This is a genomic window from Ruegeria sp. YKSF070 (assembly GCF_059612725.1).
In genome coordinates this window covers 19,796-33,005 of sequence record NZ_JBXWRD010000046.1, presented here as the reverse complement: position 1 = coordinate 33,005, position 13,210 = coordinate 19,796, and the positions used below count along the sequence as shown (strand labels likewise).

Here is a 13,210-nt window from a genome sequence, read left to right as displayed (position 1 = left end):
TCGACCGCCGGGCAGTACGGTTATCCGCACCGTTCGCCTTATGCGGCGGCGAAATGGGGGGTGATCGGGCTGGCCAAGACATTAGCGATGGAGCTTGGCCCGCACGGGATCCGCTGCAACGTGATCTGTCCCGGTTCGGTCGAAGGCCCGCGGATGGAGCACGTGCTGGCGCGCGAAGCCGTGGCCAAAGGCATGACCCGCGACCAGGTCTATGCGGGTTACGCCTCGGGCACCTCGATGGGCCGGTTTGTCGAGGCGGCGGATATCGCCAACATGGCGGTGTTTCTGGGATCCGACGCGGCGCGGCTGGTGTCGGGGCAGGTGATTGCGGTCGATGGTCATACGGTGAACCCCGACCCCAAGGTCTGACCGGGGCGCACCCGCGCAACCGCGCGGGGACAAGGTTTGGTACAAACCTTGTAGACACGATTTCTTTGAAATCGTGCGACCGTCGCGCCTTGCGGAGAGGCCATCGGGTACAAGGACCACATGTTGGTCCCAAACCGCAGTTCCCATGGCTATCCCAGAGTGTCGGCGCCGTGTTTCAGGATGATCGGCACGATCAGGTCCTCTTCATCCTCCAAATGGCGGCCGATCATCCGCTCCAGATCACCCAAGCCTGTCAGCAGCGCCCCGGCGCTGGTGCGGGCGTCAGGGCCATTGGCCGCCTGGATCGCCCCGTTGGCCTGTTCGACAAACCGGCTCAGCAGGCCGTCCAGCGCATGGTGGTCCGCATCCAGCAGGTCGAACCCCGCCTCGATGCGGCGGTCCTTGGTCCTGAGCAGGGGAAAGTAGTGCTGATCCTCGATCTGGTGATGCCCGTGCAACTGGTTCACGAACATGCCGCCATAACGCGCGATGCCCTGCGCGAACCGCGCAGCGTCCCGCTCGGCATTCAGGAACACCCGTGTCTCGGCATGCATATGCGCCATGAGCTGGCGGAACATCATATGGCGCTCCAGCCAGAAACTGACCAGACCGTGAAAGTTGGGATCGGCCTTCCAGCTTTCGCGCGGATGCGCTTCAATCAGCACCCGCAGCGCCTCGGGAAGGCCTGTCCTGTTATCGAAATGAAAACTGCTCATGCAGGTCGATATAGACCATCTGCCGAAAGTCGATAGCCTTTCGACGGATTCGCGACCGAGAAATAATCTGGCTCTAGCTCTGGTTGGCGCCGCGCATCTGGCGGATCGCACGGCGTACCGCCTGCCAGCTCTGCGCCTCGTCCTGATTGCCCAGGGCTTTGCAGTGCTGCTCTTTCTGAGCTGCTTCGGCCTCGGCCTTGTCGCCATGCGCGGCATAGAGCGCACGGGCATATTCTGCGGTCTGGATGGTGTCCATTCGGGGCTCCTCCATAAGCGGTTACGATTGCCTCGGACGGTCAGTATAGCACAAAACCCGGACTTGGGCAGGACACGCCTGCGGTTCAGCCGGGAATCGCCGCCCTGAGCCGGCGCAGATGGGCTGGCAGGTCGCGCGCGGTCAGAACCGCCTCGCGGACCAGCGTGTCGAACTGGCGTGTAAAGACCTCGATACGGTCGCGATCGCGAAAGGCCATGTAATGGCTGCCCGCGTAGAACACGCAAAGCAGAGGGCCGAATATCGTCATCGGCGCCGAGTAAAGCCGCTTGGCATCGTAGAGATAGATGCGCAGCCGGGGATAAAGCTGTTCGCAAAGCGCCAGCAAATGGTCGATCTGCTCTCGCCGCACCGCCGGGTCGAGGCCTCGGTAATAGCCCGCGCCTTGGGCAAAGCTCTCCAGCTCGAACAGGGGCATTGCGATCTCGTAATCCGATTGCGCGCTGCGCATCCAGGCCAGCCGGTCCTCTGATGCTCCGATGGCTTGATCCGCCGTGCGGCCCAAATGCGGTGCATATTCCCATTCCAGCACCGCGCGGGTCTTGAGCATGTCGGGCAGGGCGGCGGGCACATAACGGATCTTGTAGCCTGCCGCCTCGCGGTGCCATTCATAGATGCGCTCGTCAACCAGCGCGCGCGGCGCCTCGGTCATGGTCAGCGAACTGGCCAGCAGTTCGGCCGCGCTTTCCGGTCGGTCCGACAAACCCAGCAGCCAATCCGTAGATACCCCAAGCGCCGAGGCACAGGCGCCCACCACATGCCCATTGGGCAGCCGCGCGCCGCTATCGGTCAGCAGTTGAGAAATCGTGGACCGGTCCACCCCCACATCGCGAGCCAATGCGCTTTGCGTGATCTGGCGGAGTTCCATCGCGCGGATCAGGCGCTGGCGGAACTGGGCGGCGCGATCTCGTTTGTCCATTCTATCCAACATGTGTTGATAAATATCACATTCGATGAGTTTTGTTAATCATATTCAGAATTCTCACGATGCGCGCCGCCGGATAACAAATTCGTGAACGTGACAATGGAGGACATATGGACACGCGGCAGAGATCGGTGGTCAAGGCAGTGGTCTGGAACCTGCTGGGGCTGGTCACCATGACGCTGGTGGGGCTGGTGGCGACCGGTTCGGTGGCGTTGGGCGGTACACTGGCACTGGTGAACACGGCACTGGGTTTCACCCTCTACCTGGTCTACGAGCGCGTCTGGGCCGGCATCCGCTGGGGCCGCCATGTCTGAGCCGCGCCTGCCCGAACGCGCCGAATGGGGCACTTTTGCGCTGATCCTCGCCTGTTATGGCGCCTGGCTGCTGGTGATCTTCGGCCTGGCAGGTCTGTCGCTCTGGCTCGCCATCCCCGCGATGGGGCTGGTCGCGGCGCTGCATTCCTCGCTGACGCATGAGGCGTTGCATGGCCACCCGTTCCGCTATCGCTGGATGAACGAGGCGCTGATGGCGCTGCCGCTGACGCTGTGCATCCCCTATAACCGGTTCCGCGACCTGCACCTGGCCCATCACATGGACGCCAACCTGACCGACCCCTATGACGACCCCGAGAGCAACTACCTCGACCCCGCAATCTGGTCGCGCCTGCCGGGCTGGCAGCGGCGCCTCTATGCGCTCAACAACACGCTGGCGGGGCGCATAGTGCTGGGGCCGCTTATCGGCACCGCCTGTTTCCTGCGCGACGAGGCGCGCGGCGCGCTGCGCGGCGACCGCGCCATCCTCTTGGCCTGGGCGCTGCATCTGCCCGGCATGGCGGTGGTGCTCTGGTTTGTGACCCTGTCACCGATGCCGGTCTGGGCCTTTGCGCTTTCGGCCTATATCGGGCTGGGCCTGCTCAAGATCCGCACCTTTCTGGAACATCGTGCACATGAGAAATCGCGCGCGCGCACCGTGGTGATCGAGGATCGGGGACTGTTGGCGTTCCTGTTTCTCAACAACAACTTCCACGTGGTCCATCACATGAATCCGGGCGCACCCTGGTATGCGCTGCCCGCGCTCTACCGGGAGGGCAAGGAACGGTATCTCAATTGCAACGAGGGCTACAGCTATCGTTCCTATGGCGAGGTGTTCCGCCGCTATTTCTGGCGCGCCAAGGATCCGGTGCCGCATCCGCTCTGGCCAAAGCCCTGATTTGAGGCCACAAGAGGCGCATGAGCCTCTGGATCCCCGTCACCCTCGCCGCCGCGCTGTTTCAGACCGTGCGGTTCATGCTGCAAAAATCGCTGGCGACGGTGAAACTGTCGGCCTCCGGCGCCACCTTTGCCCGCTTCCTTTATTCCGCGCCGCTGGCGCTGGCGGGGCTGCTGATTGCCACTACCGCAGGCGGTTTTGACCTGCCGGTGCTGGGGGCGCGGTTCTGGCTTTTCGTCGCCATAGGCGGCACCGCCCAGATCCTCGCCACCATCTGCGTGGTGGCACTGTTCAAGCAACGCAACTTTGCCGTCGGCATCACCTTCAAGAAGACCGAGGTGATCCAGACCGCGATAGTCGGCTTTGTCATCCTGGGCGAGGGCGTGTCCATCGGTGCGCTTGGCGCGATCCTGTTGGGGCTGGCGGCGGTGCTGCTGTTGTCGAAGACCCCCGGCGGCAGCGGTGCCTGGTGGCGGCATCTGACCAACCGTGCCTCGCAACTGGGGCTGGGCTCGGGTGTACTCTTTGCCTTTTCGGCGGTCAGCTACCGGGCCGCCTCGCTGGAACTGGGCGATCTCACGCCCTGGTTCCGGGCATTGGTGACACTGGCGGCGGTGGTGTCGTTCCAACTGGTGTCGATGGCGCTCTGGCTCTGGTGGCGCGACCGGGCGCAGCTGGCGGCGGTCTGGGCCACGCGGAACACCGGCGCCTTTGTCGGGCTCACCAGCCTGGGCGGGTCGTTCTGCTGGTTTCTCGCCTTCACGCTTCAGAACGCGGCCTATGTCAAGGCGCTGGGGCAGGTGGAGCTGATCTTCAGCCTGATGGCCTCGACCCTGTTTTTCCGGGAAAAGATCACTGGGCGCGAGATAGCGGGTATCGGCCTGTTGGGCCTGTCGATCCTGGTATTGGTGCTGGCGATCTGACCCAAGCGCGGGGCGCTCCCGCCCCTGGCCTGGTGCTCTCTGCGAGAGCCCCGTCCGGCGTTGGGCCGGGCCGCGCGTGCCGCGCGGCGCTATTTTTTGCGAGGCGCTGCCTCGCGCTCCGGAGTATTTCTGACCAGAAAGAAGCCTGATCTGTCTCAGCCTCTTCATTTCGCCAAAAATACTCCGGGGGAGTCCGCAGGACGGGGGCAGCGCCCCCTTGTGCCCGCTTAGCTGGCGCGCCGCTCCTCGAAACTGAGCGCGATGAAGCTGGGCAAATGGTCCCCCATGCCGACCACCTTGGCGCCGCGGTCTTCCTTGCGGTCGCGGCGGTCGTCGCCCTTTCGGCTGCGCGGCTCACGCTTGTCGGCTTCGGGCTTGTCGGTCTCGCTGCGTCTCGGTTTTTCGGCCTTCGTGGGTTTTTCCTCGCGCCGGGGTTTGGCTTCGGGCTTTTCCGCCGTTTTGGCCGGGTTCTCGAGACGCGGGATCTCCTTCTGGATCAGCTTCTCGATGGCATCGAGCGCCTTTTCGTCACGCGGGATGCAGAGCGTGATCGCCTTGCCGTCGCGACCCGCCCGGCCGGTGCGGCCGATCCGGTGCACGTAATCCTCGGGGTGGCCGGGGACGTCGAAGTTGAACACGTGGCTCACCGAGGGCACATCCAGCCCGCGTGCGGCCACGTCCGAGGCCACCAGCAGGCGCAGTTTGCCCTCTCGGAAGCCGTCCAGCGTCCGGGTGCGCTGGCTCTGATCCAGGTCGCCATGGATCGGCGCCGCATCATAGCCGTATTTTTGCAGCGATTTCGCGACGATATCCACATCCGTCTTGCGGTTGCAGAAGATGATCGCGTTGGTGCATTTCTCGCCCTCGGCGTCGATCAGCGCCCGCAGAACGGCGCGTTTTTCGCTCGCTTCGCGGTCTCGGCGCGAGCCCTTGAACAGCACCACACCCTGTTCGATGGTCTCCGACGCGGTGGCCTGGCGGGCCACTTCGATCCGTGCGGGCGCACTGAGGAACGTGTTGGTGATCCGCTCGATCTCGGGCGCCATGGTGGCCGAGAAGAACAGCGTCTGCCGGGTAAAGGGGGTCAGGCTGAAGATCCGTTCGATATCGGGGATGAACCCCATGTCGAGCATCCTGTCGGCCTCGTCCACCACCATGATCTGCACGCCGGTCAGCAAGAGCTTGCCGCGCTCGAAATGATCCAGCAGCCGGCCCGGGGTGGCGATCAGTACGTCGACGCCCCGGTCGATCAGCGCATCCTGCTCCTTGAAGCTGACACCACCGATCAAAAGCGCCTTGGTCAGTTTCAGATGCTTGGTATAGGTGTCGAAGTTTTCGGCCACCTGCGCGGCCAGTTCCCGCGTCGGGCAGAGCACCAGGCTGCGCGGCATCCGCGCGCGGGCGCGGCCGCGGGCCAGCAGGGTGATCATCGGCAGGGTGAAACTGGCGGTCTTGCCGGTGCCGGTCTGGGCGATGCCCAGAACGTCGCGGCCTTCGAGCGCGGGCGGGATGGCGCCTGCCTGGATCGGAGTCGGCGTTTCATAGCCGGCCTCGTCGATGGCCTTGAGTACTTTGGGATTGAGATTCAGTTCAGAAAATTTTGTCATGGGTGTCCGATGTTTGCGGACACTATTCGGGCCCGCACGTCTGTCGTATCGCCGGGTCCGTGCGACCTGATTGCGCGTCTTTCGCGTAACGGCTGGGCGGGGCATATCAAAAAGCCCGGCCAGCGTCAAATGTTGCGCATGCAGCACCGGCTTAGAGCGTCTTTGTTTCTATTTCGGAAACAGGTTGCCGTCAAAGTGGAAACTGTTTGAGCCGCGCCGCATCAAGGTCGATCGGGCGGTGCTTGAGCATCCCCTCGGCCCGCAACCGCTCCCGGCCTTCGGGGGTGGTTGCGTTCAACTCGTCGAAGAAGGCGCGCAAACCGGCTTCACCTTCCTCTTCCTCGATACCGCTCAGCAGCTCGTGCATGCTCAGTCCGCCCGCCTCGCGCGGGACATTGGGGGCCAGGTCGGGGCGATACGAGCCTTTGGCGATGCGATAGCGATAGGCGGCGATCCAGTGATCCCAGTCGGCGCCGTGCCGGTGGCAGAGGTCGACCGTGTCCAACTCCACCTGGTGCGGGTTCATTTCCTTGTTGCGAAAGATGTTGTGGATGCGGAAATCGACCTTTTCCATGCCAGTGCGCGCAAACACCTTGCCAGCCACATGGCTCATGAAGCCACCTTTTACAAAGGCGCCAAAGGTCGGGTAGAGGCGGCGCACGATACCGTCTCGGGCCGGGCCGCCGGGGATGAACGCCTTGTAGAGCGCATCCTCGCCCGCCAGCGCCTCGATCGGGCGCATCCGGGCGCAGAGCGTGTCGGCGGGTAGGCCCGACAGGATCGTCGCAATCGGCGTTTCGGACCAGATGAATTCATCCACATCGACATGGGCCAGCCAGTCGACGTCGGCCCGGTTATAGGCGTGGCGGGCATTCATCGTCTGGCGGGCCTGATGTTTCACCGGGCGGGTCATTTTGCGCCGCTGCCAGTAGCTCTCGTCGCAGGCAAAGACCCGGATACGCGGATGTGCCTTCAGCCGCGCAAAGACCGCCGGGTCGGGATCGTCGAGATAAAGGAACAGCCGATGCGCGCCCAGTTCCAGGTGCCAGGCGGCAAAGCGCAGGATCTCGCGTTCGGGCGCCTTGACGGTGGCCACCACGCCCCAGGTCGGTAATGTGTTCATGAGGCTATTGGTGACCCGCAGGGTGGGCCTTGGCAAGGCGGGAAAGCGCGGGCAGCCTCAGATTTGCAGCGACCCGACACTGGCGCCGCCGCAGACATAGAGGGTCTGCCCGGTGACAAAGCTGTTTTCCGGATCGCAGAAGAACAGAAAGGCGCGGGTGACGTCGTCGACGCGGCCCAGGCGGCCCATGGGGATACGCTTGGCCAGCGCCTCTTGCTGAGGGCTGTCCTTTTCCACGATGCCCCAGAAATTGTCGGTCAGGATCGGGCCGGGCGCCACCACGTTGACGGTGATGCCATGGGGGGCAAGTTCCAGCGCCCAGGTGCGGGCCATGCCGATCATGCCGGCCTTGGTCGCGCCATAGGCGGTGCGGGTGGGCGCCCCCAGCGCCGCGCGTGAGCCGTTGAACATCACCCGCCCGAATTGCCGCGCCTTCATCGCGGGCAGAAACACCTTGAGCAGCGTCAGGGCGGACCCCAGATGCAATTGCGCCAGCCCGGTGATGTCCGAGGCTTCGGCCTCTTCGATCAGGTTGGGCCAGATCAGGCCAGCGTTGTGGATCAGGTGAGTGACTTCGTGGTTTGCCGCGACTTCAGCGGCGGCATCGGCCACGGCCTGTGGGTCCAGGAGATCGGCCTCGACCGAGTGGAGGTGCGGGTGGGTGACCTCGGGCGCGTGGCGCGAGATCGAGACAACCGTGTAGTCGCGCGCCAAGAGCGCCTGCGCCAGATCGGCGCCGATGCCCTTGTTGCCCCCGGTGATGACGGCGGTATGGGTCATGTCTCCTCCACCAGCGCCAGTACCCTCAGCGGGCTGCCGGTGCCGTTCTTGATCTTGAGGGGGGCTGCGATCAGCACCGCGCCGGTGGGCGGCAGCTGGTCCAGGTCCGAGAGGCATTGCAGCCCGAAGCGGCCCGCGCCATGCAGGTAGTAATGCGCCGGGTAGGGCGGGGTGTAATGGCTGCCCTGACCGGCATCGGTGCCCACCGTTTCTACGCCGAACCCGCGAATGTCGCGCTGGTCGATCAGGAATCGGATGGCTTGCGGGGTCGGCCCCGGCGAATGCGGTCCGTCCTCGCGCATGTTGAGGTATTCCGCGCCGCGCCGTTTCGACCAGTCGGTACGCATCAGCACCCAGGCCCCGGCGGGGATGCGGCCATGGCTGGCCTCCCACGCCTCGATCAGCGGTACGGTCAGTTCGAAATCCTCGTCCTGCGCGGCGCCTTGCGAACAGTCGATCACGCAGACCGGGCCGATGAAATCGGCCGGGTCGATCTCGTCCACCGCCGCGCGGGGCAGGTCGCGGCCCGAGATCCAGTGCGCGGGCGCGTCGAAATGGGTGCCGGTATGTTCGGACATCGAGATATTGTGCCATTTCCACGCCGGGCCACGATGGTCATAGGCGCTGATCTCCTCCATCCGGAAGCGGGCGCATTGGCCGAACTCGGGCGGCAGGATGATCACCGGGAAATCGGGGTCGAGCGTATGGGTCAGGTCGACCACCCGGATCTCTCCGCTGGCGATGCGGGTGGCGAAATCGGTCAGGGTGCTCATGCGCCTTCTCCTCCCAGCGTCATTTCGCGTTCCAGCACCTTGGGGTCGCGGCGAAAGCGGTCGCGCAGGTCTTGAGCGATGTCGCCGCACCAGACGTCCTCCAGCCCGCGTTGCAGCCCGTCGACGACCGAGCGGGCCAAGGCGGATGCGGTGACGCGCGGCGGCGGCAGGGGCTGGTACCAGTCGTCCTCTTCGGTGGGGCCGAAGAACACGTTCATCACCCTGAGGCCCGAGGGCCGGAATTCGGCGCGCAGCGACTGGCTGAGCGAATAGGCCCCGGCCTGGCTGGCGGAATAGGCGCCGAAGGGGCGCGCATTGCTCAGCGCGCCGACGCTGAGCAGGTTGACCCAGGCGGCGGCGGCATTCACGCCGTCCGAGGCACGCGCACACATGCCGGGGCCGAATGCCTGCGCCAAGCGCATCAGGCCAAGATAATTCACCTCCAGCTCATCGCGGGCAAAGCCGGTATCGCCCCGGTCCAGCACGCCGCCGGGGCGCAGGAAGCGGGCGGTGTTGATCAGGATGTCGGTCTTGCCACCGATCTCGCCCGCCAGTTTCTGCACCGAAGCAGTGTCGGTCACGTCCATCGGCAGGATCTGGACACCCAAAGCCTCCAGTTCGGCGCGTTGCGGATAAGGCCGCCAGCTTTCCGGCTCTCCGGCGAAGATGATAGCGGCGCCTGCCTTTTGCAGGGCGCGCGCCAGCGCGGGCGCTTGTGCGCTGCGGGCATCGGTGATCAGCACGCGCCGGTGCTTTGGATCGGCAGAGAGGGCACGCATCAGCGGATCGTCCTCCATGTTCGGGGTGTCGGTTTCGGGCAGGGCGACCAGCACGCCCTGTCCCGACTGGTCGAGCCGCGCGGTGACGCGCACGCGGGCGTGGCGCGCTACATCACCATGGATATGGGCCAGCACGGTGGGGCCGTCGTCCAGCTGCACGGTGCCCGCACGCCACGGCATCCGCTCGCGGAAGTACAGGCGTGGCGAGGTCTGCACCGTGGTTTCCGCGATCAGCGTGCCGCCCGGCGCCATGTCCTGCCATGGCAGGTCTGTGCTCAGGCAGGCGGAACAGGCATCGCGCGGCGGGTATTGCACCTTGCCGCAGTCAGCGCAGCGTTGCAGGGCAAACCGCCCCTCGGCGGCGGCGGCGGTCAGGTGGAGCGCGGCGCGCGAGCGCACCTCCGGCGGGCGGGTCGGCGAGATCGAGCGTTTCTGCGGGTCTTTCCTGGGCGGCGGGGACAGGGGATGGGTCATGCGCGCGCTCCGGTCGTGAGGACGGCGGCGCTGGAACACAGGCCGCGGTCGAAGTTGATCATGCCAAAGCCCGACACCAGCGCCCGTTCCGCGCCCGGCACCTGCGTGCCGCCCGCCTGCCCGGTGACCTGGCGGATCGCCTCGACCATGCCGATGAAGCCACCCGCCGCCCCGGCCTGACCGCCAGAAAGCTGGCCGCCCGAGGTGTTGTGGGGAAAATCGCCCGTCACGGTCAGATCCTTGTCGCGCAAAAAGGCCGGGCCTTCGCCCTTGGCGCAGAAGCCCAGATCCTCGATCTGCATCATCGAAATCACCGGATAGTCGTCATAGGTCTGCACCAGATCCATCTCCTGCGGGGCCATCCCGGCCTGATCCCAGAGCACATCCACATCCATCGTCCAGCCGCCGCGCAGCTGGATCGGGTCGTCGGCATGGGCATTGTGCCGCTCGATGGCCGCCGCCAGCCGCGCATAGGGCAGGTTCAGCGCCCGCGCCCGATCCTCTGACATGACCAGAAACGCCTCGGCCCCCGCGCAGGGCATCACGCAGTCAAACAGCGCAATCGGGTCGGCGATGGGGCGGGCATCGAGGTATTGCTCCATCGTCAGCGGTTTCTTCATCACCGCGTTCGGGTTTTTCAGCGCATTGGCGCGCTGGGCCACGCAGAGGCGCCCGAAATCCTCGCGCGTGGCACCGTATTCGGTCATGTAGCGGTCGGTGAGCAGGGCAAAGCTCGCATTCGGGCCGCCGTAGCCATAGGGATAGCTGGCATCCATCGCAAAGCGCGAGAAGCTCGACAAGAGCTGCCGGAAACTGTCGATGTGGTTGGTGTCGCCCGCCACGCAGGCAATGATCTCGGCATCCCCCGCCTGAATCGCGCGCGCGGCACGGCGCAGGGCCACGCCCGCCGAGGCGCCGCCCATCGGGATGTGATCAAGCCAGCGCGGGCAGAGGCCCAGATGCTGGGTCAGCCCCACGGCGGTATCGGGAAAGAGCGTGAAGGAGGCGACCTGGAACCCATCGAGATCAGCGGGTTTCAGACCCGCCGCCCGCAAGGACCCGCGCAGGGCGGTGGCGATCCAGTGATGGGCTGTGTCGATGGAATAGCGCTGATAAGGCGTCGAAAAGGGCGCCACCAACGCCACGCCCTCATAGCTGGCAGGCCGCGCCATCACGCCACCTGCCGTTTCTTGAGATGGGTGAGCGTCACCGTGGCCGGGTCCGAGAGCAGCGCCTCGGCCATCTCTTTCAGCGCCTTGCGCTGGATCTTCTGGGTGGGGGTCATCGGCAGGTTGTCCACAAAGGCAATATATCCGGGCACCTTGTAATAGGCCATCTGGGTCAGTGCCCAGTCGGCGATCTGATGGGCAAGATCGGATGAGGGGGCGTCGACGCGCAGGCAGGCAAACACCTCGTCCCCGCGTATCGGGTCGGGCACGGCGGCCACGCCCGCCGCCCGGATGGCGGGGTGGCGCATCAGCACGCTTTCCACCTCGACCGCGGCGATATTTTCACCCGAGCGGCGGATCACGTTCTTCTTGCGGTCGACGAAGAAGAACCGGCCCTGCGCGTCGCGGCGCACGATATCGCCGGTGTGGAACCAGCCGCCTTCCCAGGCCTCTGCCGTTGCCTCGGGGTTCTTGTCGTAATGCGAAAAAAAGCCATAGCGCGGGTCGGGGCCGGCGTTGCGGACCAGGAGTTCGCCCGACTCGTCTGGTGCCGCGTCCTGTCCGGTATCGGTGACCACGCGGGCCGCGACCCAGCCCTCGGCACGACCCAGACAGGATTGGCCGATCAACCGGTCATGCGTATGGGCGGCGATCACCGCGCCCGCGCCGGTTTCGGTCATCGCCCAGGCCTCGATCAGGGGAAAGCCGAACCGCGCCTCGAACCCGGCCTGCAGTTTCGGGTCGATGCCCGCGCCAAAGCCGAAGCGCACCTGATGGGCGCGATCCTGCGGTCCCTCGGGCAGGGACATCAGGATCGAGGGCATGACGCCCAGGTAATGCAGGCAGGTGGCGCGCGCCTCGGCCACATCGGCCCACCAGCTCGACGGGTGGAAGCGGTCGAGCGCGATCAGGCAGCCGCCCACGGTGACCATCGCCATGAAGGAATAGGCCATGGCGTTCATGTGAAAGATCGGCAGGGGCGTGATCATCCGCTCGCCCGTTTCGGTCAGCGAGGCGACCCCGCCCAGATCGGCATACCAGCGCCCGGCCAGCAGGAAATAGGCATTGGGCAGCACGCAGCCCTTGGGGTTGCCGGTGGTGCCCGAAGTATAGAGCAGCGCCGCCTCGCGCGCTTCGCCTGTGCGCGGCTCGGTCACGGCGGCATTCGCGCGGGGTGAGGGTGGGGTGTCGTTGGCCCCGATGACCGGGGCTGTGACACTCGCCGCCATGGCCGCTGCGCGCAGCTCGTCCGCGCGGGCGGGCAGGGCGACGATCAGCGCCGGTTGCGCATGACCGATCAGGTATTCCAGCTCGGCGGCGCGCAGGTCGGGGTTGATCGGCACGATCGAGGCGCCGATGCGGTTGAGCGCGGCGAACAGCTCGAAGAACACGGGCCGGTTCTCCAGAAGTGCCGCCACCCGCATCCCCGCGCCATAGCCCGCCTGCTCCAGCGCATCGGCGCGGTCATTCACGCGGGCAAGGAAGGCGCCATAGCCGACCGGCCCCGCCGTGATCCCATAGGCTGCCGCAGTACCGGGCAAAACATCGAGAACCGGGCGGTCGGGCCAGCGCGCCGCCGTGGCCGCGATGGCGGCATAAACCGTCTCGGCGCTCACGGCAGCAGCTGGATATTGCCGAAGGCGGCGTCGCAATTGAGCAGCTCCACCTTCTTGCCCGCGATGCGGAATGCGCCGTCCACCAGCGCCAGATCATGGGTCACGGTCAGCGCCAGAAGCTGCTGTTCGTCCAGCCGTGTCTCGACATAATGCATGTTGGTCACGGTCTGGAACTTGCCCGCCTCTGGGTCGAACACATCGACAGAGGGCCGCTGGATCACGTGGTTGCAGCGCGATTTGGGTTTCTGCGAGAATGTCCGCTCGCCATTCAGCCGCTCGACCCTGAGGCGCAGCATGAAATTGTCCTCGTAAAGGAACGAGGTCGCATTGACCGGATCGGCCTGCTTGTAGTCGAGCGGCATCCAGTAGACCGCATCGGGCAGCCAGAGGTCGAGCCATTCGGTATAACGACCCTCGTCCAGCATCCGGGTTTCGGCATAGATGAAGTCGATCACGTCGTCGCGGGTGATCAT

General features: G+C 65.3%; 15 protein-coding genes. 4 read left to right on the top strand and 11 right to left on the bottom strand.

What is annotated here, in order from left to right; all coding sequences use genetic code 11:
* The coding region (locus AC2FL1_RS18780) for an SDR family oxidoreductase (RefSeq protein WP_496877929.1) at positions 1-369 on the top strand (369 nt) is incomplete at its 5' end.
* 149 nt (positions 370-518) lie between these two features.
* Here AC2FL1_RS18780 and AC2FL1_RS18775 read toward each other — a convergent pair.
* The 3 genes from AC2FL1_RS18775 to AC2FL1_RS18765 all read right to left on the bottom strand — a co-directional run bounded on the left by AC2FL1_RS18775 (position 519) and on the right by AC2FL1_RS18765 (position 2,290).
* A complete protein-coding gene (locus tag AC2FL1_RS18775) occupies positions 519-1,085 on the bottom strand; it encodes a hemerythrin domain-containing protein (protein ID WP_496877928.1) in 567 nt (188 codons plus the stop codon).
* A 73-nt stretch (positions 1,086-1,158) separates the two neighbouring features.
* Entirely contained in the window at positions 1,159-1,341 is a 183-nt protein-coding gene (locus AC2FL1_RS18770; RefSeq protein WP_234144922.1) for a hypothetical protein, read from the bottom strand.
* An 85-nt stretch (positions 1,342-1,426) separates the two neighbouring features.
* Positions 1,427-2,290 (bottom strand): helix-turn-helix domain-containing protein, encoded by an 864-nt coding sequence (locus AC2FL1_RS18765; protein WP_496877927.1) that lies wholly within the window; start codon positions 2,288-2,290, stop codon positions 1,427-1,429.
* 104 nt (positions 2,291-2,394) lie between these two features.
* Between AC2FL1_RS18765 and AC2FL1_RS18760 the strand changes: the two genes are divergently transcribed.
* The 3 genes from AC2FL1_RS18760 to AC2FL1_RS18750 are packed head-to-tail and all read left to right on the top strand — an operon-like array spanning position 2,395 to position 4,416.
* Positions 2,395-2,598 (top strand): DUF2061 domain-containing protein, encoded by a 204-nt coding sequence (locus AC2FL1_RS18760; protein ID WP_234137913.1) that lies wholly within the window; start codon positions 2,395-2,397, stop codon positions 2,596-2,598.
* The gene (locus AC2FL1_RS18755; protein WP_496877926.1) at positions 2,591-3,493 is read left to right on the top strand and encodes a fatty acid desaturase; all 903 of its coding nucleotides are present in this window, start codon (positions 2,591-2,593) and stop codon (positions 3,491-3,493) included. The genes AC2FL1_RS18760 and AC2FL1_RS18755 overlap by 8 nt, the downstream gene beginning before the upstream one ends.
* A gap of 20 nt (positions 3,494-3,513) precedes the next feature.
* Positions 3,514-4,416, top strand: a complete 903-nt coding sequence (locus AC2FL1_RS18750) for an EamA family transporter (protein ID WP_496830428.1) — start codon at positions 3,514-3,516, stop codon at positions 4,414-4,416.
* Positions 4,417-4,643: 227 nt separating this feature from the next.
* Here AC2FL1_RS18750 and AC2FL1_RS18745 read toward each other — a convergent pair whose 3' ends face one another.
* The 8 genes from AC2FL1_RS18745 to AC2FL1_RS18710 form a co-directional block, all read right to left on the bottom strand.
* Positions 4,644-6,023, bottom strand: coding sequence for a DEAD/DEAH box helicase (locus AC2FL1_RS18745; protein WP_496830430.1), 1,380 nt, complete (start codon positions 6,021-6,023; stop codon positions 4,644-4,646).
* Between the two features lie 190 nt (positions 6,024-6,213).
* Positions 6,214-7,146: a glycosyltransferase family 2 protein gene (locus tag AC2FL1_RS18740; protein ID WP_496877925.1), complete on the bottom strand. Its 933-nt coding sequence runs from the start codon at positions 7,144-7,146 to the stop codon at positions 6,214-6,216.
* Positions 7,147-7,203: 57 nt separating this feature from the next.
* Positions 7,204-7,926 carry an SDR family NAD(P)-dependent oxidoreductase gene (locus tag AC2FL1_RS18735; protein WP_496877924.1) on the bottom strand — a complete coding sequence of 241 codons (723 nt, stop codon included), beginning with the start codon at positions 7,924-7,926 and terminating at the stop codon, positions 7,204-7,206.
* Positions 7,923-8,699 (bottom strand): cyclase family protein, encoded by a 777-nt coding sequence (locus AC2FL1_RS18730; RefSeq protein ID WP_496877923.1) that lies wholly within the window; start codon positions 8,697-8,699, stop codon positions 7,923-7,925. The genes AC2FL1_RS18735 and AC2FL1_RS18730 overlap by 4 nt, the downstream gene beginning before the upstream one ends.
* A complete protein-coding gene (locus tag AC2FL1_RS18725) occupies positions 8,696-9,952 on the bottom strand; it encodes an SDR family oxidoreductase (protein WP_496877922.1) in 1,257 nt (418 codons plus the stop codon). Before AC2FL1_RS18725 ends, AC2FL1_RS18730 begins: the two co-directional genes overlap by 4 nt.
* A complete protein-coding gene (locus tag AC2FL1_RS18720) occupies positions 9,949-11,124 on the bottom strand; it encodes a thiolase family protein (RefSeq protein WP_496830439.1) in 1,176 nt (391 codons plus the stop codon). The genes AC2FL1_RS18725 and AC2FL1_RS18720 overlap by 4 nt, the downstream gene beginning before the upstream one ends.
* Positions 11,124-12,737: an AMP-binding protein gene (locus AC2FL1_RS18715; RefSeq protein ID WP_496877921.1), complete on the bottom strand. Its 1,614-nt coding sequence runs from the start codon at positions 12,735-12,737 to the stop codon at positions 11,124-11,126. The genes AC2FL1_RS18720 and AC2FL1_RS18715 overlap by 1 nt, the downstream gene beginning before the upstream one ends.
* A complete protein-coding gene (locus AC2FL1_RS18710) occupies positions 12,734-13,210 on the bottom strand; it encodes an aromatic-ring-hydroxylating dioxygenase subunit beta (protein WP_496877920.1) in 477 nt (158 codons plus the stop codon). The genes AC2FL1_RS18715 and AC2FL1_RS18710 overlap by 4 nt, the downstream gene beginning before the upstream one ends.

Excerpts from the sequence above, each read along its gene's own strand:
- AC2FL1_RS18775 (WP_496877928.1), bottom strand. The coding sequence starts at position 1,085 with ATGAGCAGTTTTCATTTCGATAACAGGACAGGCCTTCCCGAGGCGCTG.
- AC2FL1_RS18770 (WP_234144922.1), bottom strand. The coding sequence starts at position 1,341 with ATGGACACCATCCAGACCGCAGAATATGCCCGTGCGCTCTATGCCGCG.
- AC2FL1_RS18765 (WP_496877927.1), bottom strand. The coding sequence starts at position 2,290 with ATGTTGGATAGAATGGACAAACGAGATCGCGCCGCCCAGTTCCGCCAG.
- AC2FL1_RS18760 (WP_234137913.1), top strand. The coding sequence starts at position 2,395 with ATGGACACGCGGCAGAGATCGGTGGTCAAGGCAGTGGTCTGGAACCTG.
- AC2FL1_RS18755 (WP_496877926.1), top strand. The coding sequence starts at position 2,591 with ATGTCTGAGCCGCGCCTGCCCGAACGCGCCGAATGGGGCACTTTTGCG.
- AC2FL1_RS18750 (WP_496830428.1), top strand. The coding sequence starts at position 3,514 with ATGAGCCTCTGGATCCCCGTCACCCTCGCCGCCGCGCTGTTTCAGACC.
- AC2FL1_RS18745 (WP_496830430.1), bottom strand. The coding sequence starts at position 6,023 with ATGACAAAATTTTCTGAACTGAATCTCAATCCCAAAGTACTCAAGGCC.
- AC2FL1_RS18740 (WP_496877925.1), bottom strand. The coding sequence starts at position 7,146 with ATGAACACATTACCGACCTGGGGCGTGGTGGCCACCGTCAAGGCGCCC.
- AC2FL1_RS18735 (WP_496877924.1), bottom strand. The coding sequence starts at position 7,926 with ATGACCCATACCGCCGTCATCACCGGGGGCAACAAGGGCATCGGCGCC.
- AC2FL1_RS18730 (WP_496877923.1), bottom strand. The coding sequence starts at position 8,699 with ATGAGCACCCTGACCGATTTCGCCACCCGCATCGCCAGCGGAGAGATC.
- AC2FL1_RS18725 (WP_496877922.1), bottom strand. The coding sequence starts at position 9,952 with ATGACCCATCCCCTGTCCCCGCCGCCCAGGAAAGACCCGCAGAAACGC.
- AC2FL1_RS18720 (WP_496830439.1), bottom strand. The coding sequence starts at position 11,124 with ATGGCGCGGCCTGCCAGCTATGAGGGCGTGGCGTTGGTGGCGCCCTTT.
- AC2FL1_RS18710 (WP_496877920.1), bottom strand. The coding sequence starts at position 13,210 with ATGATCACCCGCGACGACGTGATCGACTTCATCTATGCCGAAACCCGG.